The sequence below is a fragment of the Hyphomicrobium sp. genome (assembly GCF_019753045.1).
GTDB lineage: Bacteria > Pseudomonadota > Alphaproteobacteria > Rhizobiales > Hyphomicrobiaceae > Hyphomicrobium_B.
On record NZ_JAIELN010000002.1, the window covers coordinates 443,710 to 460,251 of the forward strand.

The 16,542-nt window shown below is 58.5% G+C and carries 16 protein-coding genes; 6 read left to right on the forward strand and 10 right to left on the reverse strand.

The window, feature by feature from the left end; all coding sequences use genetic code 11:
- Window positions 1–99 precede the first annotated feature (99 nt).
- Window positions 100–1,635 (reverse strand): FAD-dependent oxidoreductase, encoded by a 1,536-nt coding sequence (locus K2Q04_RS02520; RefSeq protein WP_291158793.1) that lies wholly within the window; start codon window positions 1,633–1,635, stop codon window positions 100–102.
- Window positions 1,636–1,741: 106 nt separating this feature from the next.
- Window positions 1,742–2,557: a YoaK family protein gene (locus K2Q04_RS02525; RefSeq protein ID WP_291158796.1), complete on the reverse strand. Its 816-nt coding sequence runs from the start codon at window positions 2,555–2,557 to the stop codon at window positions 1,742–1,744.
- 113 nt (window positions 2,558–2,670) lie between these two features.
- Between K2Q04_RS02525 and K2Q04_RS02530 the strand changes: the two genes are divergently transcribed.
- The 4 genes from K2Q04_RS02530 (at window position 2,671) to K2Q04_RS02545 (ending at window position 6,372) form a co-directional block, all read left to right on the forward strand.
- Window positions 2,671–2,982 (forward strand): hypothetical protein, encoded by a 312-nt coding sequence (locus K2Q04_RS02530; RefSeq protein ID WP_291158799.1) that lies wholly within the window; start codon window positions 2,671–2,673, stop codon window positions 2,980–2,982.
- A 114-nt stretch (window positions 2,983–3,096) separates the two neighbouring features.
- Entirely contained in the window at window positions 3,097–3,666 is a 570-nt protein-coding gene (locus tag K2Q04_RS02535) for an HdeD family acid-resistance protein (RefSeq protein WP_291158801.1), read from the forward strand.
- A gap of 452 nt (window positions 3,667–4,118) precedes the next feature.
- Window positions 4,119–5,852, forward strand: a complete 1,734-nt coding sequence (locus K2Q04_RS02540; RefSeq protein WP_291158805.1) for a globin-coupled sensor protein — start codon at window positions 4,119–4,121, stop codon at window positions 5,850–5,852.
- A gap of 52 nt (window positions 5,853–5,904) precedes the next feature.
- Window positions 5,905–6,372 carry a chemotaxis protein CheW gene (locus K2Q04_RS02545; protein ID WP_291158807.1) on the forward strand — a complete coding sequence of 156 codons (468 nt, stop codon included), beginning with the start codon at window positions 5,905–5,907 and terminating at the stop codon, window positions 6,370–6,372.
- Here the strand turns inward: K2Q04_RS02545 and K2Q04_RS02550 are convergent.
- Window positions 6,317–8,140, reverse strand: a complete 1,824-nt coding sequence (locus K2Q04_RS02550) for an EAL domain-containing protein (protein WP_291158810.1) — start codon at window positions 8,138–8,140, stop codon at window positions 6,317–6,319. The genes K2Q04_RS02545 and K2Q04_RS02550 overlap by 56 nt on opposite strands.
- 253 nt (window positions 8,141–8,393) lie before the next feature.
- Between K2Q04_RS02550 and K2Q04_RS02555 the strand changes: the two genes are divergently transcribed.
- On the forward strand, window positions 8,394–9,002 hold the full coding sequence (locus K2Q04_RS02555; RefSeq protein WP_291158813.1) for a MarR family transcriptional regulator: 609 nt from the start codon (window positions 8,394–8,396) through the stop codon (window positions 9,000–9,002).
- A 104-nt stretch (window positions 9,003–9,106) separates the two neighbouring features.
- On the opposite strand, the gene K2Q04_RS02560 is transcribed toward K2Q04_RS02555, so the two are convergent.
- A complete protein-coding gene (locus K2Q04_RS02560) occupies window positions 9,107–9,526 on the reverse strand; it encodes a CBS domain-containing protein (RefSeq protein WP_291158816.1) in 420 nt (139 codons plus the stop codon).
- Between the two features lie 219 nt (window positions 9,527–9,745).
- Entirely contained in the window at window positions 9,746–9,964 is a 219-nt protein-coding gene (locus tag K2Q04_RS02565) for a ChaB family protein (RefSeq protein ID WP_291158818.1), read from the reverse strand.
- A gap of 89 nt (window positions 9,965–10,053) precedes the next feature.
- On the opposite strand from K2Q04_RS02565, the gene K2Q04_RS02570 reads away from it, so the two are divergent.
- Window positions 10,054–10,866 carry a ribonuclease HII gene (locus K2Q04_RS02570; protein WP_291158821.1) on the forward strand — a complete coding sequence of 271 codons (813 nt, stop codon included), beginning with the start codon at window positions 10,054–10,056 and terminating at the stop codon, window positions 10,864–10,866.
- Here K2Q04_RS02570 and K2Q04_RS02575 read toward each other — a convergent pair.
- The 5 genes from K2Q04_RS02575 to K2Q04_RS02595 all read right to left on the reverse strand — a co-directional run bounded on the left by K2Q04_RS02575 (window position 10,854) and on the right by K2Q04_RS02595 (window position 16,514).
- Window positions 10,854–11,687: an ABC transporter permease gene (locus K2Q04_RS02575; protein ID WP_291158824.1), complete on the reverse strand. Its 834-nt coding sequence runs from the start codon at window positions 11,685–11,687 to the stop codon at window positions 10,854–10,856. The two genes, K2Q04_RS02570 and K2Q04_RS02575, sit on opposite strands and share 13 nt — an antisense overlap.
- Window positions 11,687–12,553, reverse strand: a complete 867-nt coding sequence (locus K2Q04_RS02580; protein ID WP_291158826.1) for an ABC transporter permease — start codon at window positions 12,551–12,553, stop codon at window positions 11,687–11,689. The genes K2Q04_RS02575 and K2Q04_RS02580 overlap by 1 nt, the downstream gene beginning before the upstream one ends.
- A 103-nt stretch (window positions 12,554–12,656) precedes the next feature.
- A complete protein-coding gene (locus K2Q04_RS02585; RefSeq protein WP_291158829.1) occupies window positions 12,657–13,820 on the reverse strand; it encodes a spermidine/putrescine ABC transporter substrate-binding protein in 1,164 nt (387 codons plus the stop codon).
- Between the two features lie 18 nt (window positions 13,821–13,838).
- Entirely contained in the window at window positions 13,839–14,927 is a 1,089-nt protein-coding gene (locus K2Q04_RS02590) for an ABC transporter ATP-binding protein (protein WP_291158832.1), read from the reverse strand.
- Between the two features lie 234 nt (window positions 14,928–15,161).
- Window positions 15,162–16,514: a dicarboxylate/amino acid:cation symporter gene (locus tag K2Q04_RS02595; protein WP_291158834.1), complete on the reverse strand. Its 1,353-nt coding sequence runs from the start codon at window positions 16,512–16,514 to the stop codon at window positions 15,162–15,164.
- Between the last annotated feature and the right edge of the window lie 28 nt (window positions 16,515–16,542).

The following is a 16,542-nucleotide window of genomic DNA, read 5'->3' on the forward strand; positions in this document are numbered from 1 at the left end:
AAAACCCGGAGATTTGTGCCGAGCACGCCATCCTAGGATTTAGCGCCAGGTGTTGATCAATCCATGCAGAACAGTGACGCTTCGCTCGGGGGGCGTTGACTATAGCTGGCTGCGCTGAAAAATCTCCCGCTCCAGATCGACCTCGGCGCGAAGGTTCGCGAGATCGCGCGATACCGTAGCGACTGCTACCGTTCGGCCCGCTTGGAAGTACGTGACCTTGCAATCGCGGGCTGCGGGATTGCCGTCGATCTCAATCTTGTCCCAGCGTTCGGCGTGACCCACATAGCGGATCGCGACATCGTAATGCTGGCTCCAGAAAAATGGTACGGCATCGAAACGCTCGTTGTGCCCGAGCATGTTGCGCGCAGCCGTTTGCCCTTGTCGCTCTGCTACAACCCAATGTTCGACGCGAATGGAAGAGCCCGTATGCTGGTCGGGCCAGCGAGCGATGTCTCCGGCTGCGAAGATGCGGTTCGCGGTTGTCCGCAGATACTCGTCTACAACTATACCATTATCGACGCGAAGGCCCGCTTGCGATGCCAACGCCGTATCAGGGTGAACTCCGATGCCAGCGACGACGAGGTCCGCCTGGATAGCTTCTCCGCTCTTGAGAATGACACCCCTTTCGTCGATTGCTGCCGCGCTCGTGCCGAGCAGAAATTTGACGCCGTGCTCCTCGTGAATGGCTCGGATCATGTCGCCCAGCTCTGGACCGAGAACACGTTCCAGAGGCCGTGATTGCGGCCCGATCACATGTACGTCGAGGCCGCGCTCGCGCAGCGCCGCAGCGGTCTCTAAGCCGATAAAGCTGGCGCCGATCACCGCGATACGCTTAGCGGTCTTCGCCTCGTCAATGAGTGCGATGCTGTCATCGAGTGTGCGCAGGTAGCGCAGCTTTGCGAGGTTCGCGCCGGGAATGTCGAGCCGAACCGGAGAGGCTCCGGTTGCGATTAACAGTGCGTCGAACTCGAAGCGACCGCCATCCTCCAGCGTTACGACGCGGCCAGTCGCATCGATCGACGCGACCCGGGCACCGAGGCGAACGTCAATCCGCCTTTTCGAGTAGAAGTCGGCCGAGCGAAGCGGGATCCAATCCGCAGGGGCGGTCCCGGCGAGAAAATCCTTCGACAGATTGGGCCGGTCATAAGGCAACGCATCGTCCGCGCTCAGCATGGTGATGCTTCCGTCATATCCGTAACGGCGCAACATCTCCGCGGCGGCATTGCCGGCCGCGCCGCCGCCGATGATGACGACCGAGCGCAACTCGGTGTCGCTCCGCGCATGCTTGCGATCGACTTTCATCTTCTCGCGGGCAAATAGCATGTCGCCATCGCGATCGACGCGCCAGCAAGAAACCGGGTTGAGCGCTGGTGCGCGCAATGCCTCCCCAGTGCGAAGGCTGAAGCAAGCGTGATGCAGCGGACAGCGGACCGTGTCGGCGACCAGAAGGCCATCGGCGAGGGGGCCATTGTAATGCGTACAAATTGCGCCGATCGCGAAGATTTCTTCGCCCTGCCGGGCGACCAGAACCGCTTCGTCGCCAATATGACCGAGCAGCATTGCACCGGCGGGTAAATCTGAGAACGAGATCCCTTTCGTTAAGTCAGGTCCGCTAGGCTGCGCAGTTTCGGACATCGCATCAGTCTCCGCTTCTGACAGAACGTGACGTTACCATAGGGCAGACCGCAATAGGATTATTCCGGTAGGAAGGCGAAGTCATGGATTAACTTGCGTGCTCGAATTAGTCCTGACGCGGACAAAGCTGAATGGCAATGGCGGCGCAGGCAGCCGGTAACACCCAGGCGAAACTACCCATAAAATAGACGGCAAGCGCAGCCGACGCGCCTCCAATCACAAAGCCGCAAACCGGGCGAAAATGGCGTTCGAACGACAGCATATCAGCATTGCTTGCCGGTGTTCGCGCAATTGCTCCGACAAAGCTAAGCACCGCGTTCGCCAGATTTGACGTCATGACAACAGTGGATGGCGCTTGGGGAAAGCAGAAATAACGCAACGTAAATTGGCATCCCATGGCGCAAATCGCCATCATCGCGGCGATGCCGGTCAACAACCGGTGCGGGTTCAAAGAGGGTTGCAGCGTGTTCGCAAGAACGACAACGGCCACAAGGAATGCAAATTGTGTGACGAGTAAAAGACGCAAGAGAGCAGCGCCGGATGCCTTCGATCGTGTTGCGATAAGCCAGGTGCCTGCAATGGCCAAGACAAACATAGGAATGGTGAGTGCCTGTGCAATTTTCATTGACCCGCTGCTGACGAGGTCGGCCGCGACCAATACGAGATTACCCGTCATATGCGCGGCGAAGATATTGCCAAGCGTTATAAATCCAAGGAGTTCAGTCATGCCGGCGATCACGCTGAGCAGCGTGAGCAGGTGTTTTTCGGAACGCAAATCGGGATTTTTCCACTGCACAGGATCGAAGCTCGTGTCCCAATTAATTTGCCAACGGCTCGCTGGATTAACGCAAACAACTTTGCCGCCATTCGTGATGACGCTGCCGGTGCATGATAGAATGGAAATGAGAGCAACGCTGATCAAAAATTATCGCGATTTTTAAATACAAACATAAGACAGCTTGCGTACATGGGGCGCTATACTAGCAGCAGATGGGGGACACTTGGAGGAACTGCCGATCACCAAGGAGTCCAAATATGATGAAGTATATTATCGCTCCGGCATTCGCTGCGCTCTGTCTATCCGCGGCGACCACACTGGCAATCGCCGAAGATCAATCAGCAACGGACAGAGCGCGCCACACGTTCGGCGAGGAAGGCAAACTTCCGCCAAGTGGCGCGGTGAATAGTCGAGTTCCAGAAATGGGCGCTGGTACCGGCACAGGCGAAGGCACCGCAGGTACGTCCCACAGAATGGGCGACGAAGGAAAACTCCCCGCCACGAACTCCATGACCAACCAAGTCCCGAAAATGAGCACACCGAAGAGCCCGGATACGCCGGACAAGTAGGATGTTATCGCGCTCAATTGAGTTTGTTCATTGAAGAACGCGATCGGCGTTTCCTGCCGAGCAGGGACGCCGGTCGCGACTAAGAAGTTTTTGTTCGTCCGTTAGGAGATAGCCATGGCGTTCAGGCCAACTCTAGAATCTCATTCGGGAACGGAAAGTCCAAGCTGGTGGGGAGCGATGCTTCTCGGCGCCGTATTCGTTGCGGCCGGCCTCTTCCTCCTGGGGGACGTCGTCGCGGCGACGGTGATTAGCGCCGTTGTTATCGGCATCGTGCTTCTCATCGCCGGTGTCTCAGAGGCAATCCAGGCGTTCTCGGCACCGCATTGGCGGGGCTTCTTGCTCAGGATCCTCATTGGCGCTCTATATGCCGTCTGCGGCTTGATGCTCGTAACCGATCCTGGACGCGCCTCCATCATACTTGCTCTGGTATTCGCCCTGTCGCTCATCGCCTCGGGCGCCGTACGTATCGTCCAGGCGGTCGAGTACTGGCAATGGGCCGGTTGGCTGCTGCTGTTCTCGGGGGTAGTAGGCATCGCGGCAGGCCTTGTCATTCTTTCAAAATGGCCCGTCAGCGGCTTGTGGGTTTTGGGTCTCGTCGTTGGCATCGACCTTTTGCTTCACGGTCTCTGGTGGATATCGCTCGGCAGCCGTTTGCGTCACGAGCGAAGCGCCATCCCAGCCTAGCGGATCCCGCACAAGCCGGGCGAGTGCGGTCCGGCAATCGAGCGGCGGATGCCAGCCTTCCACATGAGCGACGATGGCTGGCGCAAGATCTGATGCCTATAGGCGCGCTGATTAGACTTCGCGCCGAGCCATCAGCGTGGCGACGGAACCGATCAGTTCAGAAGCTCGTCCATTATCGATTTCCGTCCACTGTTAATTGCGGATCAAAAGTATCTGATTGCGCAACGCTTAGGCTTCCATTTCAGCCGCAAACGAACGCGCCAAAATATCATCGATCCTCATTATCGCCACGCCGCGCAACGGCAAATCAGCGCACAATCAGCGCACTGATTCTATTCGGCTGCTGCGCGGCGAATTGTTGGGGCGCGGGGCAAGAAAAGCCGCAAAGCGAGAGTGCGCGATATCAGATTGAGAATTGCAAACGGACATTGGGCATAACCCCGGGGGGTGATATGAGTCACGGTGCGCATAACAACGCGGCTTCTGCAACTGATGGCGGGTTGGCCGAACGCATGTCCTTTATTCAACTCGACGACGAGAGATGCAAAAGCCTCCGTAGTATTAAGCCCATCATCGACCGCGAGCTGCCCGTGGCGCTCGGCGTGTTTTACGAAACGATCCGCAAGACTCCTGAAACCCGGAGATTCTTCAAAAACGACACGCACATGGTTGCGGCCAAGACGGCCCAGGTCAACCACTGGGCGTCGATAAGCAATGCGGATTTCGACGCGCGCTACGTTTCCAATGTGCGAAAAGTCGGCCAGACGCACGCACGCATCGGCCTTGAGCCCCGGTGGTATATCGGCGGCTATGCGATCGTGGTCGAACACCTCATTCGTGCGGTCGTCAACGACATGTGGCCCACCGGCTTTTCGCTTGGCCGGAAGAAAAACGACGCCGAGGATGTTGGGCGATGCCTAGGCGCGCTCGTCAAGGCAATGATGCTCGATATGGATTTCTCCATTTCTGTGTATGCCGAGGCCGCCGAGGACGCGAGACGCAAGTACGAAGAGGACGCCGAAGCCGAGCGCATCCGGACAGAGCAGGCGAGACGCGAGGCGGAGCGAAAAGCCGAAGAGGAGGCGATCGGGCGCGAACGCGCCATGGTATCCAATTCTATTGGGGCAGCCGTCGCCAAACTCGCCGCAAAAGACCTGTCGTTCCGATTGACCGACGATCTTCCGGATGCCTATCGCAAGCTGCAGCGGGAATTCAATGCGGCTCTCGAGCAGTTCGATGTGACCCTGCAATCTGTCATCGCAAGCTCTGAGAAGATGACGTCGGGAACTCACGAGATAGCGGCCGCCGCCGACGATCTCTCTCGCCGCACGGAGCAGCAGGCGGCCAGCCTCGAAGAAACGGCCGCCGCTCTTGAAGAGATCACGATGACCGTCAAGAAATCGTCGGAGGGCGCCGCCCACGCCCGCGATACGGCCGCCGCAGCCAAGAACGCTGCTGAATCGAGCCGCGAAGTCGTACGCCAAGCGGTCGATGCGATGGGCAACATCGAGAAATCTTCAAGGCAGATCACTCAGATCATTAGTGTGATCGATGAAATCGCCTTTCAGACGAATCTGCTCGCACTGAATGCAGGTGTCGAAGCCGCGCGCGCAGGCGATGCCGGACGCGGATTTGCTGTGGTTGCCTCTGAGGTCCGCGCGCTCGCGCAGCGTTCAGCCGAAGCCGCGAAGGAAATCAAGATGCTCATCTCGACTTCGAGCGGACAGGTCGAGCAGGGCGCACGCTACGTTTCCGAAAGCGGCAAGACTCTCGAGCAGATTATTTCCCACGTCGTCGGCATCAATCAGATGATCGCCGAGATCGCCGGTGCTTCTGAGGAGCAGGCCACTGGTCTGCAGCAAATCAACACCGCGATCGCCGGCATGGATCAGACCACGCAGCAAAATGCTGCGATGGTGGAAGAAACGACGGCGGCTTGCCACTCGCTGACGGAGGAGACGAACCAGCTCTCAGACCTCATGAGCGAGTTCAAAGTCAATCAGAACTCGTCGATCATGGCGCTGAGGCAAACATCGGCTCAAATGACGGCGGCGCGGCAATCGAGCATGAAACCCGGGGCGGCAAAGTCGAGGCGCGACGCCCGGGCGACAGCTTTGAAAACGCCGTCCTCGCCAGGCGGTTCATCCGCGGCGCGCAAGCCTGACGAGGGATGGGAGGAATTTTAACGTTTCTGGACACATGACCATGATTGATCGAAGTCCGATCCGAGGCTGAACAATGATCGAGAACCAAATGACTGAGGGAACGAAAACTCTCGAAGTTTTGGCGTTTCGCGTAGGCAACCAGGACTTCGGCATCGACGTGGTGGCGGTGCGGGAAATCCGCGGCTGGACACCGGCCACTCCGCTGCCTCATGCCCCGAGTTTCCTATGCGGCGTGGTCAACCTGCGTGGCATCGTGCTGCCAATTGTCGACCTCGCGGCCCGGCTCGGATTTCCCCCGGCCGAGCCAACTGCGCGTCATGCCATCGTCGTCACTCAGCAGGGCGAGCAAGTGATCGGTCTGCTCGTCGACGGCGTTTCCGACATTCTGACAATTGATTTGGCGCAGGTTCAGCCGACGCCAGAAGTCGCCTCTGATATGGCCAAGTCATTCGTGCGGGGCGTGATCCCGATCGACGGCCGTATGATCAGCCTTCTTGCGTTGAATACGGTGTTGCCGGCTGTGGATCAGCACGCCGCCTAGCGCCCGCCTCTCGCCTCCACTTGATCCCTCCTAAAGCAGGTAGGGCTTCCTTGGGGATAGGAAGTCCGAAATAATATCCCTGTGCCTCTCTGCATCCGTTGTTCACTAGAAAGTCCAATTGGAAGCGGTTTTCGACGCCCTCCGCGAGAACCTCGAGGCGCAAGCTCCTGCCGAGACCGATGATGGCCGCGGCGATGGCCTGCGCGGCACCGCCGGATTCCAGATCCGAAACGAAACTGCGGTCGATCTTGAGCTTGTCGATCGGCAGCTTTTGAAGATACGCCAACGACGAATAACCGGTGCCGAAGTCGTCCACGGCGAGGCGCAATCCCAAGGCTTTTAAAGCATGAAGGATGGCTACAGGGGCTTTGCCTTGGCCCATGAGCGTGCCTTCGGTTATCTCGAGTTCGACCACGGAAGGATTGAGATCGAATTCCTTCATAATGCACTGAAGCGTATCGACAAAACCGCCGTGGCGGAGCTGTTGAGCCGACACATTGATCGCCATCGTTTTGAGGTCCGCGCCGCCGGCAAGAAGCTCTTTCATATCGCGGCACGCGGTCCGAAGTACCCATTCGCCAAGTGGAACGATAAGTCCCGTCTCTTCGGCCACCGGGATGAAATCTCCCGGCGGCACGACCTTGCCGTTCGGAGTCTTCCAGCGGACAAGGGCCTCAAAGCCCGTAACTCTGCCGCCGGGCATCGAAACGAGAGGCTGATAGTGGAGAACGAACTCTTCGCGCTCGAGCGCCTGCCTCAACTGCAGGTCGGCCGAAAGCCGCGTGTTGGCAGCTTCCGTCAGGCGGGTCGAGAAGAAGCGATACGTGCCCTTGCCGGCGCATTTTGCGTGATCGAGCGCCGCGTCTGCGTACTGTATCAACGACGCGGCGTCTCGCCCGTCATCGGGAAATAGGCTGATCCCGGCGCTTGCGCCGAGCCACACCTGCCGTCCTCCCGAAAGAAAATAAGGCTGGCATAGCTGATCCAAAATCCGGCTGACGAGATCGCCAATCGTCGAGCGTGGCGTCCCTTCGCAAAGCAACCCAAACTCGTCGCCTCCGAACCGCGCAACCATGTCCGAGGTTCGCACGCACGATGAAAGGCGCTCGGCCGCGCGTATCAAAACCTCGTCCCCGGCGGAATGCCCGAGGCTGTCATTGACGAGTTTAAATCGGTCAAGGCCGACGAAAATGACGGCACCCGTTGACTGTTTGGCTTGTGCTCGCGCGAGCGCTTGATCAAGTCGCGACGCGAGAAGGCGCCGATTTGGAAGTCCGGTAAGGTCATCGTGTTGCGCGCGGCGCTCGAGTTCGCGTTGTGATGATTTGATCGGAGTAAGGTCCGCGCTGGTGCCGACATAGTGCGTCAGCTGGCCATCCTCGGAACGGACGGCGCTGATTGTAAGCAGCGCCGGATAAATGTCCCCGTTCTTCCTCCTATTCCAAATTTCGCCATGCCAATAATCGTTCGCCTTGAGGCAATTCCACATGGCTTCATAAAACGACTTCGGATGCATGCCGGATTGAAGAACGCGCATGTTCTGGTTGCGGATATCTTCAGCCGAGTAGCCCGTTATCCGCGAGAACGAGGCATTGGCGCTGATGATGGTGCCGTTGGCATCGGTTATGATCACCGCTTCGTGCGTGCAAGAAAGGATTGTCGCGACAAGTTCTTGCTCGACGGTGAGCTGTAGGTCGCTCCGCAATGCGCCGGAGGAGAGGACGATTCTATTCCTCTTGTGGTGCTCTGTTCCGGGATCGAAGCTCATTTGGCAATTCCCACTGCAAGCAGTCGGCCCGCAGTGTGAGAGCGATATGGTGAAGCAATTTCTAAATCGGCGAGCAATTTGCGTCGACGCTATCTATCGGATGGACATCTCGAACCAGCACGAAAGACGATGCTTGCGATGCGAAACAAGTTTCTTTCGTTGCCCCCATTCGATCGCGGTTTCTTCTCCATATTTCTTGTTGACTTCTGGAGGCAGGATTCGGGTATGAAGGCTGTGCTGGTTCGGGGGAATAATGGTTGAGAAAGAGGTTGTTGACGTTCTTTTGCAGTTGAGTCGCGCGCTTCTTGCAGAAAACGACGGAGACCAATTGACGGCCGCGCAGTGGATCGCCCTTCGCTATTTCTCGCGATCCAATGCGTACAGCCGTACCCTCACGGGGCTGGCTCGGTATCAGGCGACGACTGCGGGCACGGCTTCACAGACGATCAAATATCTCGAACAAGCTGGCTACCTCGAGCGCGACATCTCTGAGCGCGATGGGCGCAGTTCGGTATTTACGATTACCGAAGCGGGAAGTGCGGTCATGGAAGAGGATCCGCTCGCGCACCTGGGGCAGGAGATCGACGATCTAAGCGCCGCGGACTTGCTGCATCTTCGCGATGTTCTGCGCTATCTATTGACGAATATCGGGGGAGAGCATCCGCGCCGTCCCTTCGGTACGTGCAAGGATTGCGCATTTCTACTAACCCGCCAGGCGAGGGGCCAGAACGCCGCTCGCAGCAATCAATATCTTTGCAAGCTTTTGAATTTCTATATCTCTGAAGCCGAACTTAGCTATCTGTGCAAAAACTTTCAGGCGTTGCGGGAATTTCAGAGCCCTCAAAGCCGGGGCCCAGGTTGATCCCAATAGTAGATGCGATCTGACGGCGGCTAACCGGCTGAAATCCGAGTCATGTGTGCCAGGCGTCAGCCGGTCGCGCAGCGTCACGGGCCGGTTAATTCCCATCATTGGTGGTGAGCAGACACCGCAGAGATGACCTCGCCGGAAAGATCGCGAGGCACGGAATGCGAAATATCACCAATACTCAGCATCCCGACCATCCGCTTGTTGTCGTCTATGACGGGCAAGCGCCGGATTTTCTTCTCCTCCATGATGTGGAGAGCATCCTCAAGGTCCTCTTCCGCCTTGCAGTAGACGATGCCCTTGGTCATCACGCTTGCGGCGGTGAGCTTCGACGGGTTCGAAGAGTCGGCAAGCCCCCGGCATATGATGTCGCGATCGGTCACCATCCCGACGAGCCGGTCGTTTTTCCCGACGGGCACACAGCCGATATCGAGGTTTCTCATCATCTGCGCGATCTGGGTTAGCGGCGTTTCTGGGCTGACCCATTCCGCACCTTTGTGCATTGCCTCCATTACTTTCATGGCAGTCACTCCCTTCATGCATAAATATCATGAGCGGCTGGTCGGGCGTCATCGACACGACGATGCGCCTCCAGCGCCGCGCCTTGAATGAAGAACTGGCGAAACCGCCCATCGTTCATGGCAAACGCTAGCGTCTCGAACAATTAATCTCAATGCGGGATGCCGGGAGGATGCATCGTGGGGCGGCGATTGGCTGAGGCTTGGGGAAGAGAGTATGTGCTAATCGGCATCGCTTCGCGCAATCCAACGGGTCCCGACCTTCACGTAATCACGCTTGACGGCCGCCCAAGCTATGCGGTGCGCGGCTTCCTCCTGCCGCGGATCACCGATGTGCGCCTCGAACGCATGATTGAACGCGGCGCGATAAATATCCTGTGCGTGGTCAGGAAGGTGATCACGAACCGACGGCGGCAGGCTATTATTGTTCGGATAAGGCATTTCAGGCTCCGCAGAACAAAACTTGACCGAAATTTGCACCCAAATGACGCTAAACTCGTGGCCCCCGTTCTGAGTATGTTTATCTGGTTATGACCATCTCGCTCGCCTACATACGACAGCGCTATTTGATCGAAGCGCAACCTCTTGATGCAGTCACCGAGTTGATGCTCGCGACTGATCCTCGGCCGGGTGCCAAAGCCATCTTGGAAGCCATTGCGCGCCGTCGTTTTTCAAATCGCTCCGAAGGCCAGCGGCTTCGGAACTTGCTACGGTATGAGAACGCGCTGTGGGCGAAAGGCATCGTGCACGTGGCCGGCATCGACGAGGCCGGTATGAGCCCCCTCGCAGGCCCCGTCGCCGCAGCTGCCGTAATTTTCAAACCTGGCTCGCGCATTCCTGGTATCGACGACTCGAAGAAGCTCACCGCTGCAGCCCGTACTCGGCTTGCCGTGCAAATCAAGGAGTCGGCTCTCTCTTGGTCGGTAGGCTTTGCCGAGGTCGCCGAAATCGATTCAATCAATATCTATTGGGCTGGCATCCTCGCGATGCGCCGCGCCGTCGAAGGGCTTCAATCGGCTCCCGAGCATCTGCTGATCGATGCCCGGCGTATCAAGGACGTCGACATAGATCAGCAAGCGATCGTCGGCGGTGATGCGAAAAGTCTGACGATCGCCGCGGCATCCATTCTCGCCAAGACGGCACGGGACGAACTGATGGACAAGCTCGACGCCGAGCATCCAGGTTACGGCTTCTCGAAACACAAGGGCTATCCGGTTCGCGAGCACCTCGCCGCTCTCAAGAGGCTCGGCGCTTGCCCCATACATCGCCGTTCATTCGCACCGGTGAGAGAAGTGCTCGGTCTGGCCGATCTTCCTGCGGCAGCTCCAGATCAGGCTTTTTGAAGCACGGCGCCGGATTTGAGCTTTTTCTCGCGCGTCAGGAAGCGCGCCATGACGATGAGGACGAGCGAGGCGACGAGAACGATCGTTGCGATAGCATTGATCTCGGGCGTGATACCGCGCCTGATCGAGGCAAAAACATACATTGGCAGCGTTGTTCTTGAGCCGGCAACAAAGAAGGCGATGATGAAATCGTCGAACGAGAACGTGAAGGCGAGCAGAAAACCCGCAAGGATGGATGGAGCGATCTGCGGAAGCACGATCTCCCGGAACGTTGTCAGCGGGGTCGCATAGAGGTCGCTCGACGCGTCGATGATGTCCCGGCCAAGGCTCGCGAGTCGCGCTCTCACGATCATCGTTACGAGAGCCATGGTGAACAGCCCATGTGCCGCGACGATAGAGCCATAGCCGAGGCCGAGTTTCGGTGGATCGGTGCCGGGCCAAACCGCGGCGATCGCGGGATTCAAAAACGAGAACAGCTCCACAAGCGCAACCAGCGTGGCGATGCCGATGACGACGCCCGGTACGACGATGGCAGCCGAAAGGAGGCCGTCAAAGACGGCTCTCGTCCGTTGACCGAGGCGTTCTAAGCCAATCGCCGCCATGGTGCCGAAAATCGCGGCAAGGCTCGCGCTGGTGAAGGCGACGATTAGGCTGGTTTGAAGGGCATCCATGAGAAAAGGATTGGAAAGCGCGCGGCCGTACCATTGCGTCGAGAAGCCGACGAGCTCGCTCGCGTTGCGGCCCGAATTGAACGAGAACAGCACCACCAGCGCAATTGGCGCGTAGAGGAAAAGATACAGGGCGAAAACCAGCGCTCGCATCAGATCAGATCCACCTGACGTGAGCCGGAGACGCGCCATGCGATGCGCATGGCCACCAGAAGCACTGCGACGACGACCACGACAAGCGTGACGGCAATGGCGGATCCGAACGGCCAATTGCGCGATTGCAGGAAGAGGTCGACCAGCGCGTTGCCGATGAAGAAGACCTTTCCTCCTCCGAGGAGCTGGGGGATCAAATACTCGCCGAGCAGCAAAATCGTGACCAGTGCGACACCCGTCATCACTCCCGGCAGCGATAACGGCAGCGTAACGCCGAAAAAGGTCGAGACGGGCGACGCGCCAAGATCTGCCGAGGCATCGAGCAAACGCCGGTCGAGCTTTTCGAGGCTGACGTAGATTGGCAGGATCATCAGCGGCAGGTAGCCGTAGACGATGCCGAGCAGCACCGCGCCCGGAGTATTCAGAAGCCGCACATCGTCGATGCCTGCGAGTTCGAAAAGATGCGGAATTCCGCGCGCGCCAAGGAGATACATCCAGGCATAGGTCCGCACGAGCATGCTCGTCCAGAACGGTATGACGATCAGCGAGATGAGTAACATCCGGTATTTTTGATCGGCCTTGATCGCCAAGTAATAAGCGACCGGATACGCGATCAGCAGACAGGCGAGAGCCCCGATCGGAGCGAGCGTCAGCGTATTTGCAAAGGCTGCGGAGCGGGCTCCGAGATTGGCAAACTGCGCAAGAGTGAAAGCCGGTTGATAGCCGCCCTCCGGCGCCCGCTCGCCGAATGCAAATATGACGACGGCGGTGAAGGGCAGCACGAGAAACGTGAATAGCCAGACCGCTGCGGGCCCAACCAGGGCCGCGGTCACCAACCTTCGCTTGTTCTCGGCTGAAACCGCCATGTGATCTTGGCTTTCGGGAAGTGCTATCCCCTGAGGCCGTCCGGTTCTCGCCGGGACGGCGAGGACCGGACTGTGGTCTCAAAGGCAACTAGGTCGGGCTTGCTTAGGCGGACTTGAAGCGCGCCATCAGCTCGGCCCGGCCTGGGTCTGTCAGCGTCACGGCCGCGCCGAATTCAAGCGGCGTCAACGCGGCTTCATCCGGATAGACGATTTTGTTCGACACGATCTCCTTGGGCAGCAGCGAGATCACACGGCTGTCGGTGGTCGGAGCGCCGTTGGCGATATGCTCCTTCACCGCGTTCTGCGGATCCATCAGATAATTGAGCAGCGCATAGCCGGCCGCCTTGTTCGGAGCATCCTTGGGGATAGCATAGTAATCCGTCCAGATCTCGCCGCCGTCCGTGCCCAGAACGTACGCGATCGCCGGTATGTCGCGATTGAGCTGCGCGCCGTCGTTGGTCCAGCACATGGTCATCCAGGCATCGGTCGCGCGCATGCCGGGCTGGTAGTCGCTGTTGATCGCGAAAAGATGCGGCTTGACCTTGATGAGTAATTCTTCCGCCTTTGCGAGTTCATCGGGCTTGATCGAATTAAAGCCATAGCCAAGCGCCACCAACGCACTGCCGATCGTGGTGAGCTGATAATCGTGCACCATAGCGCGATGATCAGCCTCCGTCTGAGCAACCTCGAAGAAGTCCTTCCAGGTCTTCATCGGCGTCTTGAGCTTGGAAGTATTGACGGCAAAACCCGTGGTGCCCCAATTCTTCGGCACGGCGTAGGTCTTCCCATCGATCTGCCCTTCCTTGGTGAAGCGCGGGTTCTCGGTCGCGGCACTGAAATTCGTTAGCTTCGACAGGTCGAGTTCGTCGATCAGGCCCAGCTTGTGATAGGTCGAAATCGTGTAGTTGGTCGGCACGAAGAGCGACCAGCCGGTGGCGCCGGCCTGGAGCTTGGCCAGCATCTCTTCGTTCGAACCGAAGACATTGACCTCGACTGCAACGCCGGTGGCGGCCTTGAAGTTTTCGAATGTCGCCGGATCGTGGTAGTTCGGCCATGTGGCGATCGACATCTTCGTGCCGAGGTCTTCCGCCGCGTATGCGGCCGTCGAAAACGCGCCTGGGCTGCGTGCCATCACTGCTGTTGCGAGGCCGAGACCGGTGACGCCCAGAAAGTGGCGCCGGGTCACCGAGCCCCGCTTGAAGCGCATGAACTCGTGCATGAAATCGTCAGGAGAGATCGGCAGGTTTTCCCTGTGCTTCTTGGTCATGTGCGTATTCCCTTCTGGTCAGGCGGAGCTTGAAACAGGAAAGAGATGAGCAGTGGTAGGATCGAAGCCGAGGAAGACCGTCTGCCCCGGCTCGACAAGTTCGCTTTCGTGAAGGTTGCGGCGGTCGGACGTAATCAGGAAGTCGCCGAGGCCCGGAACGGCGACCGAATATTCCGCGGTCGAGCCAAGGAATATCCGGTTTGTCACGGTGCCCTGGAACCCGGTGGCGCCAGGCTTTGCATGGCGATCGACGCGAATGGCTTCAGGGCGAATGGCCAGGATCGCATCGCCGGCAGTCATGCCGCGCCGCTCACCGACGTTGAGTGCCGAGCCATCAGCAAGCCGCAAGGTGCGGCCGTCGGTTTCCAGTGTCGCGGTGACGCGATTGGTCTTGCCGACGAAATCCGCCACGAACAGGTCGGTCGGGTGGTCGTAAACCTCCTGCGGGGTGCCGAGCTGCCTGATGCTGCCGGTATTCATCACGCAAACCAGATCGGCCATCGACAGAGCCTCCTCCTGGTCGTGCGTGACGAGAACGAAGGTGATGCCGAGTTCGCGCTGCAGCGTCTGCAACTCGATCTGCATGGCGGTTCTGAGCTTTCTGTCGAGCGCCGCAAGCGGTTCGTCGAGCAAGAGAACGGCGGGCTTGTTCACAATGGCCCGCGCGAGCGCGACCCGCTGCTGCTGGCCGCCGGATAGCTCATGGACGCGTCGCTGTGCGAAGCCGCCAAGGCGCACCATCTCGAGGGCCAGGGCTACCTTCCGCGCAATCTCGGAAGCCTCTATGCGAGGCCGCATCTGCTTCAGTCCGTAGCCGACGTTCTGCTCGACATTGAGGTGCGGAAACAATGCGTAGTGCTGGAACACCATGTTGACGGGACGGCGGTACGGCGCGATGCCGTTCATTTCCCGTCCGCTGATCAATACCGTACCGGAGGTCGGCTGCTCGAAGCCCCCGATCATCCGCAAGCACGTCGTCTTCCCACAACCTGAAGGGCCGAGAAGCGCGAGAAAGGCGCCCTTCGGCACTTGCAGATCGACATCTGAAACAGCCGTTACGGCACCATAGTTCTTGGTGACCGAACGGAACTCAATGTCATTATGCAAACGGGATTCCCGGTCTGTACCCTTAACCCCAGCGACTCGACGATCGATCTTAGTAGTGAATGAAGTTTCCTGACAGATAAAGCAAAGCGGCCCCGTTACCGCAACGGCAATTTTTCGCCGGCACCCGGAGGTGAGCCCTTGACTAGAACCACATTGTGATCCGGCCGCCTGATCGGCAGGGCACAATGACCAATCGTCAACCTAAGCAAGGGACCTTATCGCCAAACCCTTGAATTACGACACTCGGGATGGCTCAAGGCCCTGATCGTCCTGGTTCACGCTCGGCCTTGGGTGTCGATCAAGCTCAGCATGCATCCGTTCAAGATCGAGCGCTCCCTCCATCTTGGCGACGACGACCGTCGCAACTCCGTTGCCGATGAGGTTGGTCAACGCACGCGCTTCCGACATGAAGCGATCGATGCCGAGTATGATCGCCATCGCGGTCACGTTTATCGTACCGCTGGCGGCAAGGGTCGCCGCGAGCACGATGAAGCCCGATCCCGTAACCCCGGCGGCGCCCTTCGAAGTCAGCAGGAGAACTCCGAGAATGCCGAGCTGTTGCGCCAGCGATAGATCCACATTGGTCGCCTGTGCGAGGAACAGCGTCGCCATCGTCAGATAGATGCAGGTGCCATCCAGGTTGAACGCATAGCCTGTTGGGATGATGAGCCCGACGATGGACTCATCGCAACCGAGTCGCTTCATGCGAGAGATCATCCGGGGCAGAACCGACTCGGAAGATGAGGTGCCGAGCACGATTAACAGCTCATCCTTGATGTAGCGGATGAACTTGAAGATGCTGAAGCCCGCGAACCAGGAAATGGAACCCAGAACAAAAACGATGAAAAGGATGCACGTCAGATAGAAAGTGCCCATCAGGGCTGCGAGGGAGCCGAGCGCCGAAACGCCGTATTTCCCGATCGTGAAAGCCATCGCACCGAAAGCGCCGATGGGCGCCGCTTTCATGATGATACCGACGATGCCGAAAAGCACATGCGAAGTCTGATCGACGAGATCGAGCACGAGCTTGCCGCGTTGGCCCATGGCCTGGAGCGCGAAGGCGAACAGCAGCGCGAAAAACAGGATCTGCAGAATATTGCCGTCGACGAAGGCGCTCAGGGCGGTCTTCGGAATGATATCGAGCAGGAATTCGACGGTGCCTTCCGCGTGCGCCTTGGTGACGTAACTCGCCACAGCCGAAGCATCGAGCTGGCTCGGATCGACGTTCATGCCCGCGCCGGGGCGAATGATGTTCGCGACGGCCATACCGATGATGAGCGCCAGCGTCGTCACGATCTCGAAGTAGACGAGTGCCTTTATGCCCGCGCTGCCGACAGCCTTCAGGTTCGACATCGAAGCGATTCCGTGCACCACCGTGCAGAAGATGACCGGCGCGATGATCATCTTGATGAGCTTGATGAAAGCGTCGCCGAGCGGCTTCATCTGGACTGCGATATCGGGATAGAAGTGACCCAGCAGAACGCCGGCCACGATGGCGCCCAGCACCTGCACGTAGAGGTGGGAGTAAAGGGGCCTATTGGACGAAGCCTCAGGCAGCTCATCGCCTGGCGGCGCGTTCGGCAACATTATTTCGGACTCCCCCAAAGTCTTAGGA

Coding starts and splice junctions, on each gene's coding strand:
- K2Q04_RS02520 (WP_291158793.1), bottom strand. CDS start 1,635: ATGTCCGAAACTGCGCAGCCTAGCGGACCTGACTTAACGAAAGGGATC.
- K2Q04_RS02530 (WP_291158799.1), top strand. CDS start 2,671: ATGATGAAGTATATTATCGCTCCGGCATTCGCTGCGCTCTGTCTATCC.
- K2Q04_RS02535 (WP_291158801.1), top strand. CDS start 3,097: ATGGCGTTCAGGCCAACTCTAGAATCTCATTCGGGAACGGAAAGTCCA.
- K2Q04_RS02540 (WP_291158805.1), top strand. CDS start 4,119: ATGAGTCACGGTGCGCATAACAACGCGGCTTCTGCAACTGATGGCGGG.
- K2Q04_RS02545 (WP_291158807.1), top strand. CDS start 5,905: ATGATCGAGAACCAAATGACTGAGGGAACGAAAACTCTCGAAGTTTTG.
- K2Q04_RS02550 (WP_291158810.1), bottom strand. CDS start 8,140: ATGAGCTTCGATCCCGGAACAGAGCACCACAAGAGGAATAGAATCGTC.
- K2Q04_RS02555 (WP_291158813.1), top strand. CDS start 8,394: ATGGTTGAGAAAGAGGTTGTTGACGTTCTTTTGCAGTTGAGTCGCGCG.
- K2Q04_RS02560 (WP_291158816.1), bottom strand. CDS start 9,526: ATGAAAGTAATGGAGGCAATGCACAAAGGTGCGGAATGGGTCAGCCCA.
- K2Q04_RS02565 (WP_291158818.1), bottom strand. CDS start 9,964: ATGCCTTATCCGAACAATAATAGCCTGCCGCCGTCGGTTCGTGATCAC.
- K2Q04_RS02570 (WP_291158821.1), top strand. CDS start 10,054: ATGACCATCTCGCTCGCCTACATACGACAGCGCTATTTGATCGAAGCG.
- K2Q04_RS02575 (WP_291158824.1), bottom strand. CDS start 11,687: ATGCGAGCGCTGGTTTTCGCCCTGTATCTTTTCCTCTACGCGCCAATT.
- K2Q04_RS02580 (WP_291158826.1), bottom strand. CDS start 12,553: ATGGCGGTTTCAGCCGAGAACAAGCGAAGGTTGGTGACCGCGGCCCTG.
- K2Q04_RS02585 (WP_291158829.1), bottom strand. CDS start 13,820: ATGACCAAGAAGCACAGGGAAAACCTGCCGATCTCTCCTGACGATTTC.
- K2Q04_RS02595 (WP_291158834.1), bottom strand. CDS start 16,514: ATGTTGCCGAACGCGCCGCCAGGCGATGAGCTGCCTGAGGCTTCGTCC.